The 19,357-nt window shown below is 28.7% G+C and carries 18 protein-coding genes and 1 pseudogene; 4 read left to right on the forward strand and 15 right to left on the reverse strand.

From position 1 onward, the window contains the following. Positions 1 to 38: 38 nt before the first annotated feature. From KGF36_RS04005 to KGF36_RS04055, 11 genes are all read right to left on the reverse strand, one after another. Entirely contained in the window at positions 39 to 191 is a 153-nt protein-coding gene (locus KGF36_RS04005; protein ID WP_227827346.1) for a FeoB-associated Cys-rich membrane protein, read from the reverse strand. Positions 192 to 216: 25 nt separating this feature from the next. After that, positions 217 to 2,373: a ferrous iron transport protein B gene (gene feoB, locus KGF36_RS04010; protein WP_227827345.1), complete on the reverse strand. Its 2,157-nt coding sequence runs from the start codon at positions 2,371 to 2,373 to the stop codon at positions 217 to 219. A gap of 98 nt (positions 2,374 to 2,471) precedes the next feature. Further along, the gene (locus KGF36_RS04015; RefSeq protein WP_227432844.1) at positions 2,472 to 2,693 is read right to left on the reverse strand and encodes a FeoA family protein; all 222 of its coding nucleotides are present in this window, start codon (positions 2,691 to 2,693) and stop codon (positions 2,472 to 2,474) included. A gap of 12 nt (positions 2,694 to 2,705) precedes the next feature. Next, positions 2,706 to 2,915, reverse strand: coding sequence for a FeoA family protein (locus KGF36_RS04020; RefSeq protein ID WP_227827344.1), 210 nt, complete (start codon positions 2,913 to 2,915; stop codon positions 2,706 to 2,708). A 518-nt stretch (positions 2,916 to 3,433) separates the two neighbouring features. Continuing rightward, complete coding sequence (locus tag KGF36_RS04025) at positions 3,434 to 4,042, reverse strand: dienelactone hydrolase family protein (protein ID WP_227827343.1); 609 nt, start codon at positions 4,040 to 4,042, stop codon at positions 3,434 to 3,436. Between the two features lie 324 nt (positions 4,043 to 4,366). Continuing rightward, positions 4,367 to 4,495, reverse strand: a complete 129-nt coding sequence (locus KGF36_RS04030; RefSeq protein WP_227827482.1) for a helix-turn-helix domain-containing protein — start codon at positions 4,493 to 4,495, stop codon at positions 4,367 to 4,369. A 121-nt stretch (positions 4,496 to 4,616) separates the two neighbouring features. After that, positions 4,617 to 5,222, reverse strand: coding sequence for an ABC-2 transporter permease (locus tag KGF36_RS04035; RefSeq protein WP_227827342.1), 606 nt, complete (start codon positions 5,220 to 5,222; stop codon positions 4,617 to 4,619). A gap of 1 nt (position 5,223) precedes the next feature. Continuing rightward, positions 5,224 to 6,078: an ABC transporter ATP-binding protein gene (locus tag KGF36_RS04040; protein WP_227827341.1), complete on the reverse strand. Its 855-nt coding sequence runs from the start codon at positions 6,076 to 6,078 to the stop codon at positions 5,224 to 5,226. 4 nt (positions 6,079 to 6,082) lie between these two features. Next, entirely contained in the window at positions 6,083 to 6,457 is a 375-nt protein-coding gene (locus KGF36_RS04045; RefSeq protein ID WP_227827340.1) for a GntR family transcriptional regulator, read from the reverse strand. A 212-nt stretch (positions 6,458 to 6,669) separates the two neighbouring features. After that, positions 6,670 to 6,855: a hypothetical protein gene (locus tag KGF36_RS04050; RefSeq protein WP_227827339.1), complete on the reverse strand. Its 186-nt coding sequence runs from the start codon at positions 6,853 to 6,855 to the stop codon at positions 6,670 to 6,672. Between the two features lie 189 nt (positions 6,856 to 7,044). Then, complete coding sequence (locus tag KGF36_RS04055; RefSeq protein WP_227827338.1) at positions 7,045 to 7,188, reverse strand: helix-turn-helix domain-containing protein; 144 nt, start codon at positions 7,186 to 7,188, stop codon at positions 7,045 to 7,047. Between the two features lie 232 nt (positions 7,189 to 7,420). On the opposite strand from KGF36_RS04055, the pseudogene KGF36_RS04060 reads away from it, so the two are divergent. Continuing rightward, positions 7,421 to 7,754 (forward strand): annotated as a pseudogene (locus KGF36_RS04060) (tyrosine-type recombinase/integrase); the annotation flags it as partial. A 174-nt stretch (positions 7,755 to 7,928) separates the two neighbouring features. Here the strand turns inward: KGF36_RS04060 and KGF36_RS04065 are convergent. The 3 genes from KGF36_RS04065 to KGF36_RS04075 all read right to left on the reverse strand — a co-directional run bounded on the left by KGF36_RS04065 (position 7,929) and on the right by KGF36_RS04075 (position 12,204). After that, positions 7,929 to 8,474, reverse strand: coding sequence for an NADH peroxidase (locus KGF36_RS04065; RefSeq protein ID WP_107594844.1), 546 nt, complete (start codon positions 8,472 to 8,474; stop codon positions 7,929 to 7,931). A gap of 118 nt (positions 8,475 to 8,592) precedes the next feature. After that, complete coding sequence (locus tag KGF36_RS04070) at positions 8,593 to 10,416, reverse strand: ABC transporter ATP-binding protein (protein WP_227827337.1); 1,824 nt, start codon at positions 10,414 to 10,416, stop codon at positions 8,593 to 8,595. Positions 10,417 to 10,428: 12 nt separating this feature from the next. Beyond that, positions 10,429 to 12,204, reverse strand: coding sequence for an ABC transporter ATP-binding protein (locus KGF36_RS04075; RefSeq protein ID WP_227827336.1), 1,776 nt, complete (start codon positions 12,202 to 12,204; stop codon positions 10,429 to 10,431). Positions 12,205 to 12,495: 291 nt separating this feature from the next. On the opposite strand from KGF36_RS04075, the gene KGF36_RS04080 reads away from it, so the two are divergent. Both KGF36_RS04080 and KGF36_RS04085 read left to right on the forward strand, forming a co-directional pair. Beyond that, positions 12,496 to 14,724 (forward strand): YhgE/Pip domain-containing protein, encoded by a 2,229-nt coding sequence (locus tag KGF36_RS04080; protein ID WP_227827335.1) that lies wholly within the window; start codon positions 12,496 to 12,498, stop codon positions 14,722 to 14,724. A gap of 207 nt (positions 14,725 to 14,931) precedes the next feature. Further along, positions 14,932 to 15,501, forward strand: a complete 570-nt coding sequence (locus KGF36_RS04085) for a TetR/AcrR family transcriptional regulator (protein WP_227827334.1) — start codon at positions 14,932 to 14,934, stop codon at positions 15,499 to 15,501. A 284-nt stretch (positions 15,502 to 15,785) separates the two neighbouring features. On the opposite strand, the gene KGF36_RS04090 is transcribed toward KGF36_RS04085, so the two are convergent. Beyond that, the gene (locus KGF36_RS04090; protein WP_227827333.1) at positions 15,786 to 16,085 is read right to left on the reverse strand and encodes a rhodanese-like domain-containing protein; all 300 of its coding nucleotides are present in this window, start codon (positions 16,083 to 16,085) and stop codon (positions 15,786 to 15,788) included. A gap of 207 nt (positions 16,086 to 16,292) precedes the next feature. On the opposite strand from KGF36_RS04090, the gene KGF36_RS04095 reads away from it, so the two are divergent. Then, the gene (locus KGF36_RS04095; RefSeq protein WP_227827332.1) at positions 16,293 to 19,337 is read left to right on the forward strand and encodes a serine hydrolase; all 3,045 of its coding nucleotides are present in this window, start codon (positions 16,293 to 16,295) and stop codon (positions 19,335 to 19,337) included. The last annotated feature ends 20 nt before the right edge of the window (positions 19,338 to 19,357 follow it).

Genomic DNA, 19,357 nt, shown 5'->3' on the forward strand with positions numbered 1-19,357 from the left:
TAAAGTAATTTAAACTTTTTATCAGACTCTTATTTTATCTATCTTTTAGTATCATGGCAACTCTTACTACTTGAGCATCCAGAACAACCACATCCACAACTACTGCCATTCTTTTTTTTGTTATTAACCATATGCATCACAGCCAATGCCATTAATATTACCACAATAGCTGCTATAACAAATGTAGCCATAATCATCACTCCTTATTTATATGAACTAATTTTTCATATAGCTCAAATTACCAATTTTATCTTTTTTTATTGTTCGATTTGAATAAGTTAAAACTCCAAATACTACAGCTATTGCTATAACTATAGATATTATTGCCCCAGCAATACTTCCACCAGTTCCTAAAAGTACACTTCCAACTTGATTGATAAGAAGAGCAACTATATAAGCTGTTAAAGTTTGGAATCCTAATGTAATCCATGTCCATTTCCATGAACCCATTTCTCTTTTTATAGCACCAATAGCTGCAAAACAAGGTGCACAAAGCATGTTAAATGCCATAAATGAAAATGCACTAACTACTGTAAACATACTTGCAACTGAACCAAGAAGTGTTGGGTCTTGTTCTGTTGCATCTGATATACCAAACAAAACACCAAATGTTCCAACTACATTTTCTTTTGCTACTAGACCTGTAACTGTTGCTACTGATGATTGCCAGTTTCCAAATCCAAGAGGCGCAAATATTGGTGCAACTATATTTCCTAGACTAGCCAATATACTATCTCCTGCATCTACCATTTGTAGTGACCAGTTAAATGATTGTAAGAACCATATTACTCCACAAGCAACAAATATAATTGTACCTGCTTTGATTATAAATGCTTTTCCTCTATCCCACATATGAATTAAAACACCTTTTGCACTAGGAACATGATATTGAGGTAGTTCCATAACAAATGGAGATGGTTCTCCAACAAATAAAGAAGTTCTTTTTAATATAATTCCACAAACAATTATCATTACAATTCCTAAGAAATACATTGATGGTGCTACCCATGAAGCCCCTCCAAACAGTGCTCCTGCAAATAAAGCTATTATTGGAATTTTAGCTCCACATGGAATAAATGTAGTCAACATGATAGTCATTTTTCTGTCTCTATCATTTTCTATAGTACGAGTTGACATAACACCTGGAACTCCACAACCTGAACTTATAAGCATTGGTATAAATGACTTTCCTGAAAGACCAAACTTACGGAAGATTCTATCCATTATAAAAGCCACACGTGACATGTATCCACAATCTTCAAGTATTGATAATAGTAAAAATAAAAGCATGATTTGTGGCACAAATCCTAATACAGCTCCAACTCCACCAATTAAGCCATCAACTACAAGACCTTGTAACCAATCAGCTACATTTACGGAAGCTAGGAAATTACTTACATTACCTTGAATAATTTCTCCAAACAATACATCATTTGTCCAATCAGTTGCTATAGCACCCAATGAACTTACTGCTATGTAGTAAACTCCCCACATTATAAGTGCAAAAATAGGTAGTGCTAATATACGGTTTGTTACAATCTTATCTATTTTATCTGAGACAGTTTCTTTACCTTTTCTATTTTTCTTTATTATGCTTGAAATTATTGAACTGATAAATTCATAACGATTTGCTGTGATTATACTTTCACTATCATCATCCAATTCATCTTCACAGCTTCTAGTTATTTCTTCTATATCATTTAATATTCCTTTAGAAATATCAAGCTTTTGTATAACATTTTCATCTCTTTCAAATAACTTGATCGCTAACCAACGTGTTTCCATATCTATATATGGAGTTTTTTCCTCTATTATCTTTTCGATTTTTTCTATTGCTCCTTTGCTTTCATCAACAAAAGGTAACTTAAAATCTAATTTATTGTTACAACTTGCAATTTCAATTGCTTTTTGAGCAGCTTCCATAATTCCTTGCCCTTTAACAGCTGTTACTTCTACTACAGGGCAACCTATAACCTCTGATAATTTTTTAATATTTATCTTATCTCCATTTTTCTTAACAACATCCATCATGTTAAGAGCTATAACAGTAGGTATACCTAATTCCAAAACCTGAGTTGTTAAATATAAATTTCTCTCTATATTTGATGCATCTACAATATTTATTACTGCATCTGGTTTATCATCAAGCATAAAATTACGTGTAACAACTTCCTCTAATGTATATGGTGATAGAGAATAAATCCCTGGTAAATCTACTATTTCTACATCTTTATTTCCTTTTAATTTTCCACCTTTTTTTTCAACTGTTACTCCTGGCCAGTTACCAACATATTGCGATGAACCTGTAAGTCCATTAAACATTGTTGTCTTGCCACAATTAGGATTTCCTATGAGACCTATTTTTATTGACATTTCCATTCCCTCCATTAATATTTAGATACATAATTATTTTTGATACAGAAAATCATTCTCACTATATAATTGCATTAACCCTACTATAATTAAGTTTATTATTCCACAATAATTTTTTCTGCATCTGATTTACGAATTGACAGTTCATAATCTCTAACTGTTATTTCAATTGGGTCTCCAAGAGGAGCTACTTTTCTCACAAACACATCAACACCCCTTGTAATCCCCATATCCATTATACGTCTTCGTGTAGCTCCTTCTCCTTCTAATTTTTTAACTTTTACAGTTTCCCCACACTTAATATCCTTTAGCTTGTTCATGTTACTACCTCCCTATATTATTATCCTACTTGCCATTTTTTTATCTAATGCAATTCTAGTATCCTTTACATCTATTATCAAATTGCCCTCTATCTTAGAAATTATTTTAACATTTGTTCCTACTACAAATCCTATGCTATTTAAAAAGGTTCTTGTCTTATCACTTCCTGAAATCTTCTTTATAACTACTTCTTCTCCTATATTTGATAATACTAATGGCATATGATTTTCCTCCTCCTTATACTAATTTAAATTTATGTGTAGACTTTTCATTCTATTTAAATTCTAGTATCTTATTTTTAAGTTGTGACTCATTAAAATGATTACCTATTTTTTTCCTTCTTTTTACAATTCTTAATTTTGATTTAAGTCTATCACAATAGTATAAGTTTTGCAAGTGATTATTGTATTCTTTTGATTTTTTTTCTCAATTAAGCTTCTTCCTCATATAAATATTATTCATTTTAGCATAATTTCTATAAAATAAAGATGCTTTTAGATAGTATCTTTGACTATCTAAAAGCACCTTTATTTTTCATCTATTCTATATTTATTTATATATTTAATTCTTCTTTAGAAACATTTTTTATTATTACTTTCATCTTTTTCTGTAAAAAATGCTCTATCTAATTTTAAAATATCAATAGACAAATATATTTTGACATACTCTTTTCTTCTATGCATGAGTGTGTTACAAACAAAAAATTTTTAAATTCTCTTATAAGTAATTATAGTCTCTATTAACTTGAATGTTTAGATAGAAACTCCATTTGTTGAAGATTAAATGTTTGTGCATGAGTATTAGAATAATTTTTTGAATATGTATCAATAAAACCATGATTTGCCTCTGCAATTTCAATTTGAATGTTTTGTTTTTTAACAAGTTGAGAGGCAACAAAATCAACATCAAATGAATCGTATTTTGCAAATACCAATAAAACAGGACATTTTGGAATTACATCTATATAATCTCTAATTCGAGAACCATAACAGCAAATTATTCCATCACACAATGAATTTTCACTGCATCTCCATGCAATTGTTGCACCTACACTATACCCAATAACGAATACATGCTTATATTTTAATTTTAAATCATTTATAAGTTTTTCTACTTTTTCATAAATATTAAATCCTATATTAGTTATAAAAAAATTATATGCATCTTGGGATTTTAAATAAGAAAAAACTTTCCCACTACCCAAAAGTTCAGGACAGAATACATCATATCCATCTTGATAGTATTTTTGACAAATATCCTTTATAAAGTTATTAATTCCATAAATTTCATGTAGCACTACAATAGCTATCTTACTTTTATGTGTATACTTAATCAGTTTATCCACCACCTTTATTAAACAGTCAATATTTTTATACTTAGTTTAATGTATTCCTATATGTATGTCAATTTACTGTTTTAGAATCTAATTTACTCTTTAATTCCATATTTTTATATTTGAATACTTCCTATTAGCTTTAATTGACCTAAGGGAAATTCCTAATACCCTAAAAAAAGCACTCATTTTACCACGATTGAATGAGCCTTGACATGACGATAAAGAGACAAGGAAGATAGCACAAAAGCTGTACATTTCCCTTTCTTCATTCATACAACTAGACTATTTTACTTTGATTTCAAACATAAAAATAGCTTTTATCATCTGTGTATGAATTTATCCTTTTAGTTCTTCATCAACTTGCATATTGACCGAACCACTCTCATTGTAACACGGACGTAGGCATAATTTGGATATATAAGTGTTATAGAATTTCAAAATTTCCTTGATTGCTTTTTCATCAATCTGACGATATGCTCAAAAGAAGATAACCTCGTGTTTATTCACCTTTTAAGATTGTTTCATATCTCTTTTTTTAAAACTTTCATAGCAGTTATATCTCCCTAACTTCATCATTGCCATTATATCAAATATCTTTAGTTGATACATGTTTGCAAACCAGACACCATGAAATTATAAATATAATAATCGAAACTAGAATACTTATTGCCATTGACAAAGTACCGTTATCAATCAATTTACTCATGCCGAATACAAATCCTGCTGCAAGTGGATATGCTATTATTGCACCAACCACACTTTTTTCTTCATCAAGTAAATAAAAGCATGGAAGCATAATTCCGCCAGAAAAGAATGTCATAACTATACTCAAGCATGTAAACAATGGCAAAAATCTAAAATTCATATCATTTATAACAAAAGATACCATTGTACTGAAAATTATTCCAAACACTATGCCAAGCAAACATAGTAGCACATACATAAGATATTTACTGCTTATAATTGTTCTTTTAGGTGTTGGAAATGTTACAGCTGTTTTTAACCAACCACATTTTTTGTCAATATTAATTATCGTTGCTACACTCATACCTAGTACAGTTGTTGCTATAACAATCAAAACTTGTGGAGTTGCAAAAAAAGATACTCCAAACCCAATAACAGCAAAAGTAATCAGTAGTGTAATAATTGATGACTTGATAATGTAATAATCTTTTAAAAGCAAACCTTTCATACTATTTATCCCCCTTTACATACATAAGCATAATTTCATCTATACTCGCTGGTACAATCATAATTTTCGGATATTTTCTTTCTGTCTGCTGCCTATTAGAAATCAATATTTGCCATTCATAATCTTGTTTTCTATATGCAATAATATCAGCTTTATCTATTTCATTAAATTGCTTTGAATTACATTTTATAATTCCATATTTTTCTAATAACTCGTCTTTTGGTTTTGAAAATAATACTTTTCCTTTATGTATGAATACAATATAATCTGCAATTTTTTCTAAATCACTGGTAATATGAGATGAAACCAATATTGAGTGTTCTTCATCTTGAATAAAATCTAAAAACATTTCTAAAATATCATCTCTTATTATTGGGTCAAGACCACTTGTAGCCTCATCAAGAATTAGCAATTTTGAATTATGAGATAATGCTACCGAAATAGAATACTTCATTTTCATTCCTTTAGAATACTCTTTAAGTTTTTTATTAACTGGAAGTTCAAATTTATTAAGTAGTTCTAAATATTTTTGGCTATCCCATTCTTTGTAAATGTTTTGAAATACCTTTCCTAACTTTTTAGGAGTTAAACTGTCTGGATAATTACTTCCGTCAAAAACAACACCTATATGTTCTTTTGTTTCGGCATTTACACTTTTTCCGTTAAATACAGATACTTCTCCTTGTTCGGTAACAGTCAATCCTAGAATAGCATTGATTGTAGTGCTTTTTCCAGCACCATTTTCGCCAATCAGACCTACGATACTTCCTTGTGGTACTTTAAAAGAAATGTTATCCAGTTTAAAATCCTGGTATTGTTTCGTTATTCCTTTAAGCTCTAATGCAATTTTTTCCATAGTATCATTCCTCCTCATACAATAATGTTAATAGCAATTGTAATTTATTAAATTTAATTCCACTTACTTTAGCTATTTCAATGGCTTCTGAAAAATGGCTTTCTATTTTTTTCTGTTGTTCTTCTAAATAAAAATCTTGATTTTGAGCAGAAACAAAACACCCCTTTCCAGCTGTTGTTTCTATAAAACCGTCTGTTTGAAGTACATCATAAGACTTTTGTACTGTCAAAACACTTATATGCAGAGATTTAGCCAGCCCTCTTATGGATGGCAAAGCTTCTCCAGCTTTCAATTCTCCATTGATAATCAGTGCTTTTATCTGTGAAGAAATTTGTTCATAAATAGGAACACTAGCATGATTATTGATAAATATTTCCACTATTTTTCTCCTTTCGCATTATACTGTATTACTTATACAAGTACAGTATAATACGAAATAGTACAGTTGTCAATAAATTAAAGACTTGCATAACACTTTATGCTATACAAGCCTTTTATTATTTATCCTATATTATTCTAGTTGCTATCCTTATGCAGTAATAAGCTCAAACTATAATCCATTGTAAAAGAACTGTACAACATACTTTCCCTTTATTCCTCTTGATACCCCTTTAACAGTTCATCACAACGGTCAATACTATGCCATACCTTATAGCATTTCATCAGCCTGTCCATTTTTTGACGCTGAATTAACTTCTTTATCTCCAATAATTCATCAATAGATATTTTTATATCGCTCATATAATTGTTGATATATTCCGACATCTTGACTTTCATATAAAACTGCCACTCCTCATGACTTTGGAAAAATTCATCATGGGCATATTTTCCAGCGACACATTGAAATCTTCTTCCCGTTCTACTACTTCCATGATGAACTGTTCCATATGGTAAGTATGTTTCCATTCTCCAGATAACAATTCATTTGGTGTAACATCTAATACATTTGTTATCTTTTTCAGCGTTTCATAAGGTAGGAAAATTCAATCCTCCTTCAATCTTGGAATGGCTCTGCATATTGATACTGATAGCATCTGCAAATTCCTGCTGTTTCATTTTTCTGTGCTTTCTGATTATCTGGATATTCTCTCCCAAAAGTTTGTATTTCATGGCATAACCCTCCACATTGTTTCGTTACTTGTTATTTATAAGCCTGTCGTACTTAATTATTTGTGCAAAATCAAGAAAAATTCATTGACAGATAAGCATGTAATGATTATTATGTATTCGTAAATATAAATAATCACAATAGATTGAAATATACAATCATTTTAAGCTCTATTTGTTGATTATTAAACTTATGAGAATGAATAATGGTTGAAATGGGTGCTGGATAGATACTAAGAATCGCCCTAAGACAGAGCCAATAGTAATAGACGAATGGGGAAATTTCCTATTTGTCAATCAGAATGGTAATCCAAAGGTTGCGATTGATTACAATGGGTTATTTAACCATATTGTGAAGAAATACAACAAGCAACATGGTTACAGCCTTACCACATATCACACCATATATATTACGCCATACATTCTGTGCGAAACTGGCACAACGGAACATGAACCCGAAAGATTTACAGTATTTCATGGGACATTCGAGTATCGGTATCACAACAAACTGGTGCGCTCATTCGTCCATTGACAGTGCCAAGACAGAGGTTAAGCATCTGATTGCATAAAAGTATTTACCACGATATTTACCACGTTTGATGGGAAAAATATAAGAAGATAAACCTAGAAACATGAGTATTGATATAAAGTAAAATGCCCGAATAGCTTATAAAATAAGGCTATTCGGACATATAAGAAGATTAAAAAGATAATCAAAAATCTATATATAATTTTTTATAAATTTATTTTCCAAAATATCTATTTAATAATCCTAAGAATGCTTTACCATGTCTAGCTTCATCTTTACACATTTCATGTACTGTATCATGTATAGCATCTAATCCTAATTCTTTAGCTTTTTTAGCTAATTTTAATTTTCCATCAGTTGCACCATATTCAGCATCAACTCTAACTCTTAAGTTTTCTTTTGTATCTGCAACTACAACTTCTCCAAGAAGTTCTGCAAATTTAGCAGCATGTTCTGCTTCTTCAAAAGCTATTCTCTTATAAGCTTCTCCAACTTCTGGATATCCTTCTCTATCAGCTTGTCTACTCATTGCTAAATACATTCCTACTTCTGTACACTCTCCAACAAAATTAGCTCTTAATCCTTCGATTACTTCTTCATCTACACCTTGAGCTACTCCTATTCTGTGCTCATCAGCCCAATTCTTTTCGCCTTTCATTTCTTCAAACTTATCAGCTCCAACTTTACATACTGGACATTGTGCTGGTGCAGCATCCCCTTCATGTATATATCCACATACTGTACAAACAAATTTTTTCATAATTAATTTCCTCCTAATATTTTATATATCAAATTAAATTTTTTATTTTCTAAGTTAGTCTATATATACCCGCGTCATATACCTTTAAACAATTTTTTTTAAATTTTTTTATTAATTTTTAATTTCGATTTGTTAACAGTATATTTCTGTGATAATGACCTTTTAGCTTTATTAGTTCTTTATGGTTTCCAGACTCTACAATTCGCCCATTTTCTAAAACTATTATATTGTCACAATTTGATATAGTACTTAGTCTATGAGCTATAATTATACTAGTCTTTCCATAAGTTATATTATTTATTGCCTCTTGAATCTTAGCTTCAGTTGCTATATCTATATTACTTGTAGCTTCATCTAAAATAAGTATTGGTGCATTTTTTAATACCGCCCTAGCAATACTAATTAGTTGTTTTTGCCCCTCACTTAAATCCTCACCCCTATCCGATAAAACAGTCTCATATCCTTCACGCATCTTAATTATAAACTTGTGTAAATTTGCTATTTTACTAGCAGATATAACCTGTTCATCAGTTGCTGTTAGATTTCCATATCTTATATTTTCCATAACAGTGTCATTAAATATATAACTTTCTTGTGGAACTACTCCAAAATAATTTCTTAAACAATTCCTATCAACTGAATATATATCATTCCCATCTAAAAATATCTTCCCTTTTTCTACTTGATAGAAATTTGTAATCAGATTTATAATTGTCGTTTTTCCACTACCAGTTTCTCCTATTATGGCATTTGATGTTCCAGCCTTGATTTTTAAGTTTATATCACTTAAAATATTCTTTTTTGAGTCATAAGAAAAACTTACATCTTTAAATTCAATATCTCCATTTATAAAAGATTTTTTTAAATTACTATTTTTATTGTTGTAAATATCACTTTTAGTGCTACTATTTATTTGTGCTTCTTCTTGCTCATCCATAATTTCAAAGACTCTTTCACATCCTGCTACAGCTGAAAGCAGTGTATTAAATAAGTTAGCTAATTCATTTAAAGGTCTTGTAAATTGTCTTACATAACTTAAAAAACTTGCTATAACTCCTATAGTTATAACGTCTTTAGACGCAAGTACTCCACCTATAATACATATAATTGCAAACCCTATGTTACTAATTACGTTCATAATAGGCATTAAAAGAGATGTATAAATCTGTGATTTAAGTGAAATACTCAAAAGCCTATCATTGACTTCTTTGAAGTCACTTACAGATTTTTTCTCATAATTAAAAGCTTTTACTACATTTATATTTGATATCATTTCCTCAATATGAGAATTTAGCTTTCCTAGCTCCACTTGTTGTTGCTTAAAAAAAACTCTAGTCCTCTTTGCAATAAAATTACTCAGAAGCATTACTACTGGTATTAATACAATACTGCAAAAAGTTAAAATAGGACTTAATATAAACATCATAATGAAAGTTAGCAATATGTTTAAAATTCCTGTAATTAATTGTACTAATGAAGTTGAAATACCTGTACTAATATTATCAACATCATTTGTTACTCTACTCATAATATCTCCAGTGGGACTCTTATCAAAGAAAGTTATTGGTAAATTCCTAAATTTTAGAAATAAATTACTTCTCATATCTCTAACTATACTTTGAGATAATCTAGCTGTAAATACCCCCTTGGACAGCTTAACTAAAAATTCAATTATATAAAATAAAAGTAAAATAAGTATTCCTTTTAAGAAAACAGACTTTGAATATATATCAATATTTATTATGTCAACTACTTTTCCAAGAGTATATGGTATTATAGTTGATATAATTGAATCAATTATTACTAGTAAAAAAATCAATCTAGTAATTTTTTTATCTTTTTTAAAGTACATAAAAACTCTTTTAAATGTTTTTTTAAAATCTTTAGGCTTTGCTTTTTTCTTTAGTCTACTCACCTTTTGATTTCCAGTACTCAAATTCAATACACTTCCTCCTTAATTTACATCTTCATTTACTAGATTTTGCAACTCAAAAATCTTTTTATAAGTTGGAGAACTAACCAGTAAATCTTCATGTGCAGCAAATCCAACCACCTCTCCCTCATCTAAAACTAAAATCTTATCACAGTCAATTATAGAACTAATTTTTTGTGAAATAGTTATAATAGTACATTTCTTGTTTTCATTTTCTCTTAAATTATTTATATAATCTTTTATATTTTTCCTTATAACTGTTTCTGTATTGATGTCCATCGCACTAAAACAATCGTCAAGAATTAATATTTGTGGTTTTTTTGCTATAGCTCTAGCTATTGTAACTCTTTGTCTTTGTCCTCCTGATAGGTTTTTACCCCTTTGAAACAAAACTTCATCATAAGAATCTTCAAGCTTTGTTATAAATTGATTTGCATTTGCTATTTCGCATGCTTTTACAACATCTTCCTCACTTATATCTTTATTTCCCATAATTATATTTTCTGATATACTCTTTCCAAACACACTGCTATTTTGAAAAACTACACCTATTTTTTCTCTTAAACTTTCTTTAGATATACTATATATGCTATGCTCTCCTATCTTAATATCTCCTTTATCAACCATATATAATTTTTGGATTAAATTGATTAAAGAAGTCTTTCCTGAACCAGTTTGGCCAATCACGCCAATATTTTGCCCTTCTTTTATTTTAAAAGATATGTCTTTTAATATCTTCTCATCTATATTTTTATTATACGAAAAGTCTACATTTTCAAAAATTATATCACCATTTATAAATTCTAATTCTCTTTCTTTACCATCTAAATCAGTATTTTTGATAATCACTTCTTCATTCTCATCAAGCAAGACTTCACTTATTCTTTCATAAGAAGCTTTTGCTCTCACAAAAACATTAAAAACATGTGAAATCATTATAAGTGATGTTAATATTCTAGTCATGTAGTTTACATAGGCAACTATAATTCCAATTTTAATTTCTCCAGAATAAATTAAATATCTCCCAATCAGCAATATTATTATTATAGCAATATTAATAATTATTGTAATTGTTGGTCTAAAAAATGACATCATTGTTGTAGCTTTTCTACTATTTTGAAAAAGTTCATTATTTAATTCTTCAAAACGTTTATTCTCATAATCATACCTACAAAATAATTTAACTACCTTTATTCCACCTAAAAACTGTCTCAATTTTGAGTTTATTTTATCTGTACTTTCTTGTACTTTTTTAAATAACTTATATCCAATCTTCATATTAAACAATATTATAATAAATATAATTGAAACTGCAATTAAAATAATTATTGACATTTTTAAATTTAATTTTATTGCTATAATTAAACTTCCTATACACATAATTGGTGATTTTATAAAAACTCTCATCATTCCATGAACAAATAATTGTATCTGATTAATATCATTAGTAATTCTTGTTATTAGTGAGGCTCTACCAAACTTATCTACTTGCTTCAACGAATATGTATTTATCTTTTCAAATACATCCTGTCTTAAATCATAAGAAAAACACTGAGAAACTCTTGCTGAGATTATACTCCTTATTATTGAAAATACTGCTCCTAAAAAAGTTATACCTATCATTAAAGCTCCTGTTGATAATATGTAGTCTAAGTCCTTATTTGAAACCCCTATATCAATTATTTTAGCCATTATAGTTGGTTGTGCCAAATCACAAAAAGCTTCCAATGTTAAGAAAAATATTGCTGTTAAAAACAAGACTATATATTTTTTTATATATTTTTTAAAATACCTCATTCAATCATCCCTTCATAGCATTTTCTCACTATTAAAAGTATATCACAATCAATAATTTAATTGATTATATCAATTATAAATATTTGATTTATTCTTAATTTTTATACTATATATTTTATAAATTATTTGTTTTTATTTCCCATATTTTTATATATTTATAGCATACTATTATATATAATATATATGTATTAAAATTAAGACAAAACTTTAACTTTACTATTTGTGTAAAAAGTAATATAATTTAAAATTGATTATAAATCTAACTTTTTTATCTATTAAAATATTCAGGAGGTGAGACATTTGAAAAAAACAAATGCTTTAAAAGAAGTTTTAAACTGGAATAATATGAAAAATTTAAGACCTTCAAAGGGTTTAAAAAATATATTAGAAATTTTTAAAAGCGACCTAAAAGATATACGTGGAAATTATGCAGTACTTATAATAGTTGTAGGACTTGCTTTTTTACCATCTTTATATGCTTGGTTTAATATAAAAGCATCTTGGGACCCATATGGGAGTACTGCTAATATGCTTGTAGCAGTAACAAATGAAGATAAAGGTAATGAGATAGCAGGACAGAAAATTAATATCGGAGACCAGTTAATTGAACAACTTAAAGATAATAAAAGTTTAGGTTGGCAGTTTGTAGATGAGAAAACGGCTCTTGAAGGTGTTAAAAAAGGTACTTATTATGCATCACTTAAGATTCCAAAAAATTTCACAAAAGATTTAACTTCCCTAATTACAGATGATGTTAAAAAGGGTGAGCTTATCTATACAGTAAATGAAAAGATAAATGCAGTTGCACCAAAGATTACTGACAAAGGAGCTTCTGCAATACAGTTACAAGTTAATCAAACAATAATAAAGACAGTGAGTGAAATAGTTCTTGGGGTATCAAATGGAGTTGGTGCAGGAATTGAACATGGGCTTCCAAAACTAACAAAGGTTGAAAGTTCTCTTATCGACCTTCAAAAAAGATTTGACCATATAAATAAGACTGTCGATTTAGCTGCTGATGCTACTTCAAAGCTATCAGGTACAGTTAAAGATATTAAAGCTGATTTACCTACAATTAAAAAGACTTTAAACGATACAAAATTATTATCAAGTGATGTAAAAAAATTCTTAGAGGATACAAATAACAATGTAGATGAACTTTCTCCTCTTATAAAGTCTGATTTAAATTTAATGGTTGACCTTTCATCCTCTGCATCTTCTCTTACATTAAATTTAATTGATGCAGTGAACAGTGGAAGTGAAGATGTACCTAAATTGATAGACAATTTATCAGAAAAACTTTCTAACTTACAATCTTTAAATGATACTTTAGAAGATTTTTTAACTAAATTGAATCAGCTTACATCAAACAATAGACTGGATGATGTAATAAATAGCCTTGAAAATTCCAGCAATAAAATAGATTCTTCTATATCAACATTAAATGATATTAAAGATAAGGTTATATCTGGGCAACAGCCATCTATAAGTGCCTTAAATAACGTTTTAAGCTTATCAAATGGTATAGGAAGAATTAATTTAAATATTTTAAATAATTTTGACTCAAAAATATCAAAACCTATAAACAGTATATTTGAAAAAAGCATAAATGTAGCAAATGATATAATTACTGTTTTAGATAAAGCAGAAGCAAAACTTCCAAAGGTTGAAGAGATTCTTACTACTTCTTTAAGTCTTTCAGGAAATGCACAAGAAAGTATATCATTAATAAGAGAAAAACTTCCTTTGGCAAAAGGAATGTTAGATGACTTAGTTGATACTTTAAGTAAAATTAGCAATGGTGAGGATATGAAAAAGCTAGTTAACTTACTTGAAAGTGATATATTGACAAAATCAAACTTTTTAAAGGAACCTGTTGAAGTAAAGACAGAAAAATTATATCCAATTGCCAACTATGGTTCTGCAATGACACCATTTTATAGTGTTCTTTCTACATGGGTAGGTATATTACTGCTTTCAGCATTATTATCTACATCTGTACATGGAAACTATAAGCCTTATGAGATTTATTTTGGAAGAGGACTTACTTTTTTAAGTATAGCTCTCGTTCAAGGATTTATAATTGGAACTGGAGATATATTATTATTAGGAGTAACAGCAGAGCATCCAATTTTACTAATAATTCTACTCATGTTTACTAGTATGGTGTTTAATTTTATAGTTTACTCTTTGGTGTCTGTATTTGGAAATATAGGAAAGGCAATTGCAATAGTACTACTAGTCGTACAAATTGGCTCTTCTGGTGGTACATTCCCTATACAAGTTACACCTACATTCTTCCAAAGAATAAATCCTATAATGCCATTTACTTACGCAATAGGTGCCACAAGGGAAGCTGTTGGTGGTATATATCCTCCAAATTTAATTAAAGATATATTAGTATTACTATTATTTATGATTTTGTTCATCTGCTTAAATGTGCTTCTAAAGGGTCCTATAAATAGAGTTATAAAACCATTTAACAAAAAATTTGGTGATAGTAATTTAACTGGACATTAGACACTTTATTATATCTTTAAAAATCCTATAAAAATAATCTATAGTTTAAGTTTATATTAAAGGTAGTAGCTTCTCAGTTACTACCTTTTTCTAGTTTCTAGTTAATAAGCTATCCCTCATAATTACTTATAAATGACTGATATTCATTCATTGACTTTCAAAATACCATATGCTATTATGTACTTGAAATCAGAAGGAGGGTGCTATATGCCACGTATTACTAAAGAACCTAATGAGCGTAGACAAGAAATTTTAGATACTGCAATGAAGTTATTTTATGAAAATGGATATGAAAAAACTTCTATTACTGATATTGCAAAATATATGAATGTTGCACAAGGTTTGTGTTATCGTTATTTTCCATCAAAAGAAATCTTATTTGATAGTGCTATAGACCAGTATGCACAAACTTTAGTAGATAAAATGCTACCTACACTAAACAATAAAAATAAAACATTGAAACAAATAATTGAAGAAGCACCAACATTTATTGATATAGAAACTGATGATAATCTTTATTACAAAGTATGTCATGGAGAACAAAACAAAAAAATTCATGACCAGTTATCTTTGAGATTCTGCGAGAAGCTTGTGCCAATTGTAAAAAAACAAATTGAACTAGCTAATTCTCGAGGAGAAATTAATATTCCTGATTCCGATACAACAGCATACTTTTGTGTATATGGTCAACAAGGTATATTACTACGTAATGACATTTCTAATGATGAAAAGATAGAAAGAATTCGTTCTTTCCTAACTCATCTTATGAATGTTTAAATATATATCTGCTCAACAATCAGAGATACATATATTTTACAAACATAATTTAGCATTACATTCTATCTTTCACTTCTATTCTAAAGATATACAGATTGACACTTTTTATATCACTCTGTATATCTTTAGATGAACTTGCAGTTACATTAATCCTTTGTAGTTCTCTCCCTCTAAAAAATAAATATCACTTTTACAGATATTCTAGCTTTATTTTCTTTATAATTTATAAAAGCATATCATAGAAATTTAATATTAAATTACTTCACCTAACACAACCTAAGCATTTAATTCATATAATCAGTTATTCCAGATTTTAAGTTATACAAATTCTTAAAACCTTCTTCAGCTAACAAATTACATGCAGTAACACTTCTATGGCCACTTCTACAATAAACTATTACCTTTTTATCCTTATAGTCATAAATTTCATCTATACTATTAATTAACTCTTGTAAAGATATGTTTATCGCATTTTCTATTTTACTTTCATTAAATTCATCTTTAGTTCTTACATCTAACAATAAAATATCTTTTTCATTTTTCATCATTTCCTCAAGTTGATTTTTATTTATAGTCTTGTACATAATTTAAGATTCCTCCATTTTATTTATATATTACTTATACCCTTTATTTTTTATCAGATAACAAAATATTATATTTTTATTTTTCTCATATATATAAAATGTATACTTATCATAAATACACTTTTCTCAAACAATAATCTGTTGATTAAAACAATTAAGAATGTTATGCTAATTATAATTATTAAAAGGGAAAAGAGGTAATTTAATATGTTTAAGCAAAGATTATGTAAGTTATTATCTAGCACATTAGTACTTAGTATGCTATTTACAGCTACTCCAAATATTACTTTTGCTGATAATGATACACAAAATAGTTCCAATAAGTATCAAAGCTCTGATATAGAGTTAAATGATTATAGTAAAGGTTCGGAGTCTTACACAAAAACTAGAGCTCTTGCTAAAGAAAAAATTCAAACTTTATTATCTAAATACGGCGCTGTAAGTGCTCAATATGCTTTAATTGATAATGGTAAAATTGAGATTTCTGGAAATGGTGGAGTATACAGCAAACAAGATAATAAAAATTTAACTAAGGATAATATGTACAATATTGCATCTATCAGTAAAGTATTTACTACAACAGCTGTTATGAAGTTGGTTGAAGAGGGAAAATTAAATTTAGACACTCCTGTAGTAAATTATATACCTGAATTTAAAATGGCTGATGATAGATACAAAGAAATCACTCCAAGAATGTTATTAAATCACTCATCAGGGTTAATGGGAAGTAGTTTAAAAAATGCCCTTTTATTAGGAGACAATGATTCTTATGGCCATGATAGTTTCTTAGAAGAATTAAAGAAACAAAGATTAAAAGCTAAGCCAGGAGCTTTTTCTGTTTATTGTAATGATGGATTTACTTTAGCTGAAATTTTAGTAGAAAGAGTATCTGGTATGTCATTTACTAATTTTCTTGATAAATACATAAATAATCCGCTTAACTTACAAAATACAAAAACTCCAGAAAATAGTTTTGACAGTTCAAGACTTGCAAAAGCCTATGTACCTTATTGGGAAGATGCAGTTCCACAAGATAACTTTAATACTATAGGTATGGGTGGTTTATATTCAAGTGCAGAAAACTTATGTACATTTGCACAAACATTTATGAAAAAATCAAATGGGATTCTTTCTCCTACTTCAGTAAAAGCTATGGAAAATAAAGAATATTTAAATGGTCTATGGCCTGAAGGAGAAGACTCTATACTTGGATATGGTTTAGGATGGGATTGTGTCAACACTTATCCATTTAATCAATATAATCTAAAAGCACTTACAAAAGGTGGGGATTCCTTATTATTCCATAGTAATCTTACAGTGCTTCCAGATGAAAATATGGCAGTTGCAGTTGTTTCTTCTGGTGGAAGTAGTCAACTTAACGAAGTAATTGGGCAAGAAATTTTACTATCTGCATTAAAAGAGAAAGGTAAAATTAAGGAAATAAAACCTGATAAAACATTTAGTAAGCCACAACAAGTCAAAATGCCAAGTTATTTAAAAGAAAATAGTGGACTTTATGCTTCTTCAAATATGCTAAAAGTTGATGTTAATGATAATGGTACTCTAACAGTATCTTCTCCTTACATAGAAAATGGACCTGAAGATAAATATGTATACATAGGTCAAGATAGATTTGTATCTGAAAAAGGTAATAGTTGCCTAAAATTTGTAAAAGAAAAAAATAATATCACATATTTAAATATGAGCTCTTATGATGATGTTCCTGGATTAGGTCAGACAGCAAGTTTATACTATGTAGCTCAAAAGGTAGATAGCAATAATATATCAAATAGTGTCAAAGAAGCATGGGAAAAAAGAGGTGAAAAAGGTTACTATCTAGTAGATGAAAAATATACTTCTCAACACTATATGTTTGGTTCTGTTAAAGCAATTCTTGGTATTTCTGATAAAACTCCAGGTTTTTTAGCTAATACTAAAATAGTAGATGAGAATAATTCAAATGCTTTTATAGAAATCCCTGGTGTAATGGGTCGTGACTTGAGTGATATTAAACTGTATAAAGAAAATGGTACAGAATACTTAAAATTCGCAACACAAACATATGTAAGTGAAGATTCCCTAACTAGTTTATCATCAGAAAAATCTTCCACATATCAACTAGATTCAAATGGCTATGCAAAATGGTACAAAATTGGTGATGATATAGCAAACAAAAAAATAGAAGTTAATCTTCCTCAAAATTCATCTTTTGCAGTTTATGATGATAAAGGAACTCCTGTAAACTACTCTTTAGTAACAAAGAATAATAGAGTTAGATTGCCAAAAGGAGGAGTAATAGTTTTCTTAGGAAGTCCAAATGCTAGATTTGAAGTTACATACCAAGATGAAGTAAATGCAAATGCACTAACAGGAACTGATAGATATGAAACTTCTATCAAAATAAGCCAAGCAGGTTGGGAAAATGCTGAAAACGCCGTTTTAATAAATGACTCTGCAATTGCAGATGCTTTGGCTGCAACACCATTCGCATATAAAAAAGATGCTCCTATCTTGTTGACTGGAAGCTCTCAAATAAATGAAAAGACTTTAGCTGAATTAAAGAGATTAAAAGTTAAAAATGTATATGTAATTGGTGGTGAAGCTTCTGTAAACGAAAAATCTTTAGATACTATAAAGTCAGATAATATCTCTGTATCTAGAATTTCAGGAAATGATAGATATGAGACTTCTCTGAATCTTGCTAAAGAATTAAAAGGAATTAGTAATGTATCAAAAATATCAGTAGTTAATGGTGAAAAAGGATTAGCAGATGCAATAAGTATTGGTGCAGCATCAGCTCAAAATGATATGCCTATAATACTTACTAATGAAAATAGTAATATAACTGAAATAAATAATTTATTCAAAGATAAAAAAATAGATAAGTCTTATATAATTGGTGGAGAATACACAGTTTCTAAAAATATAGAAAGTAAACTTAAAAATCCACAAAGAATATCAGGTAGCACTAGAAATGAAACAAATGCAAAAGTAATAAAAGAGTTTTACAAAGATTCTACTATAATCAATCTATATGTTGCTAAAAATGGAATCAATAAACAAGATGATTTAATAGACGGTTTATCTGTTGGGGTTTTAGCTGGAAAAACTAAATCGCCTGTAATACTAGTAGGAAATTTACTAGACTATAGTCAAAAAGAACTATTTAAAACTATGAGATTTAAATCAGTAACACAAATCGGTGGAAATGGAAATGAAAATTCATTTAAACAAATTAAAGAAATAGCTTAACATTTTGAAATGGGCTATAT

Origin of the sequence: Clostridioides sp. ZZV14-6009 (assembly GCF_020658095.1) — a bacterium.
In the GTDB taxonomy this organism is placed as follows: domain Bacteria; phylum Bacillota; class Clostridia; order Peptostreptococcales; family Peptostreptococcaceae; genus Clostridioides.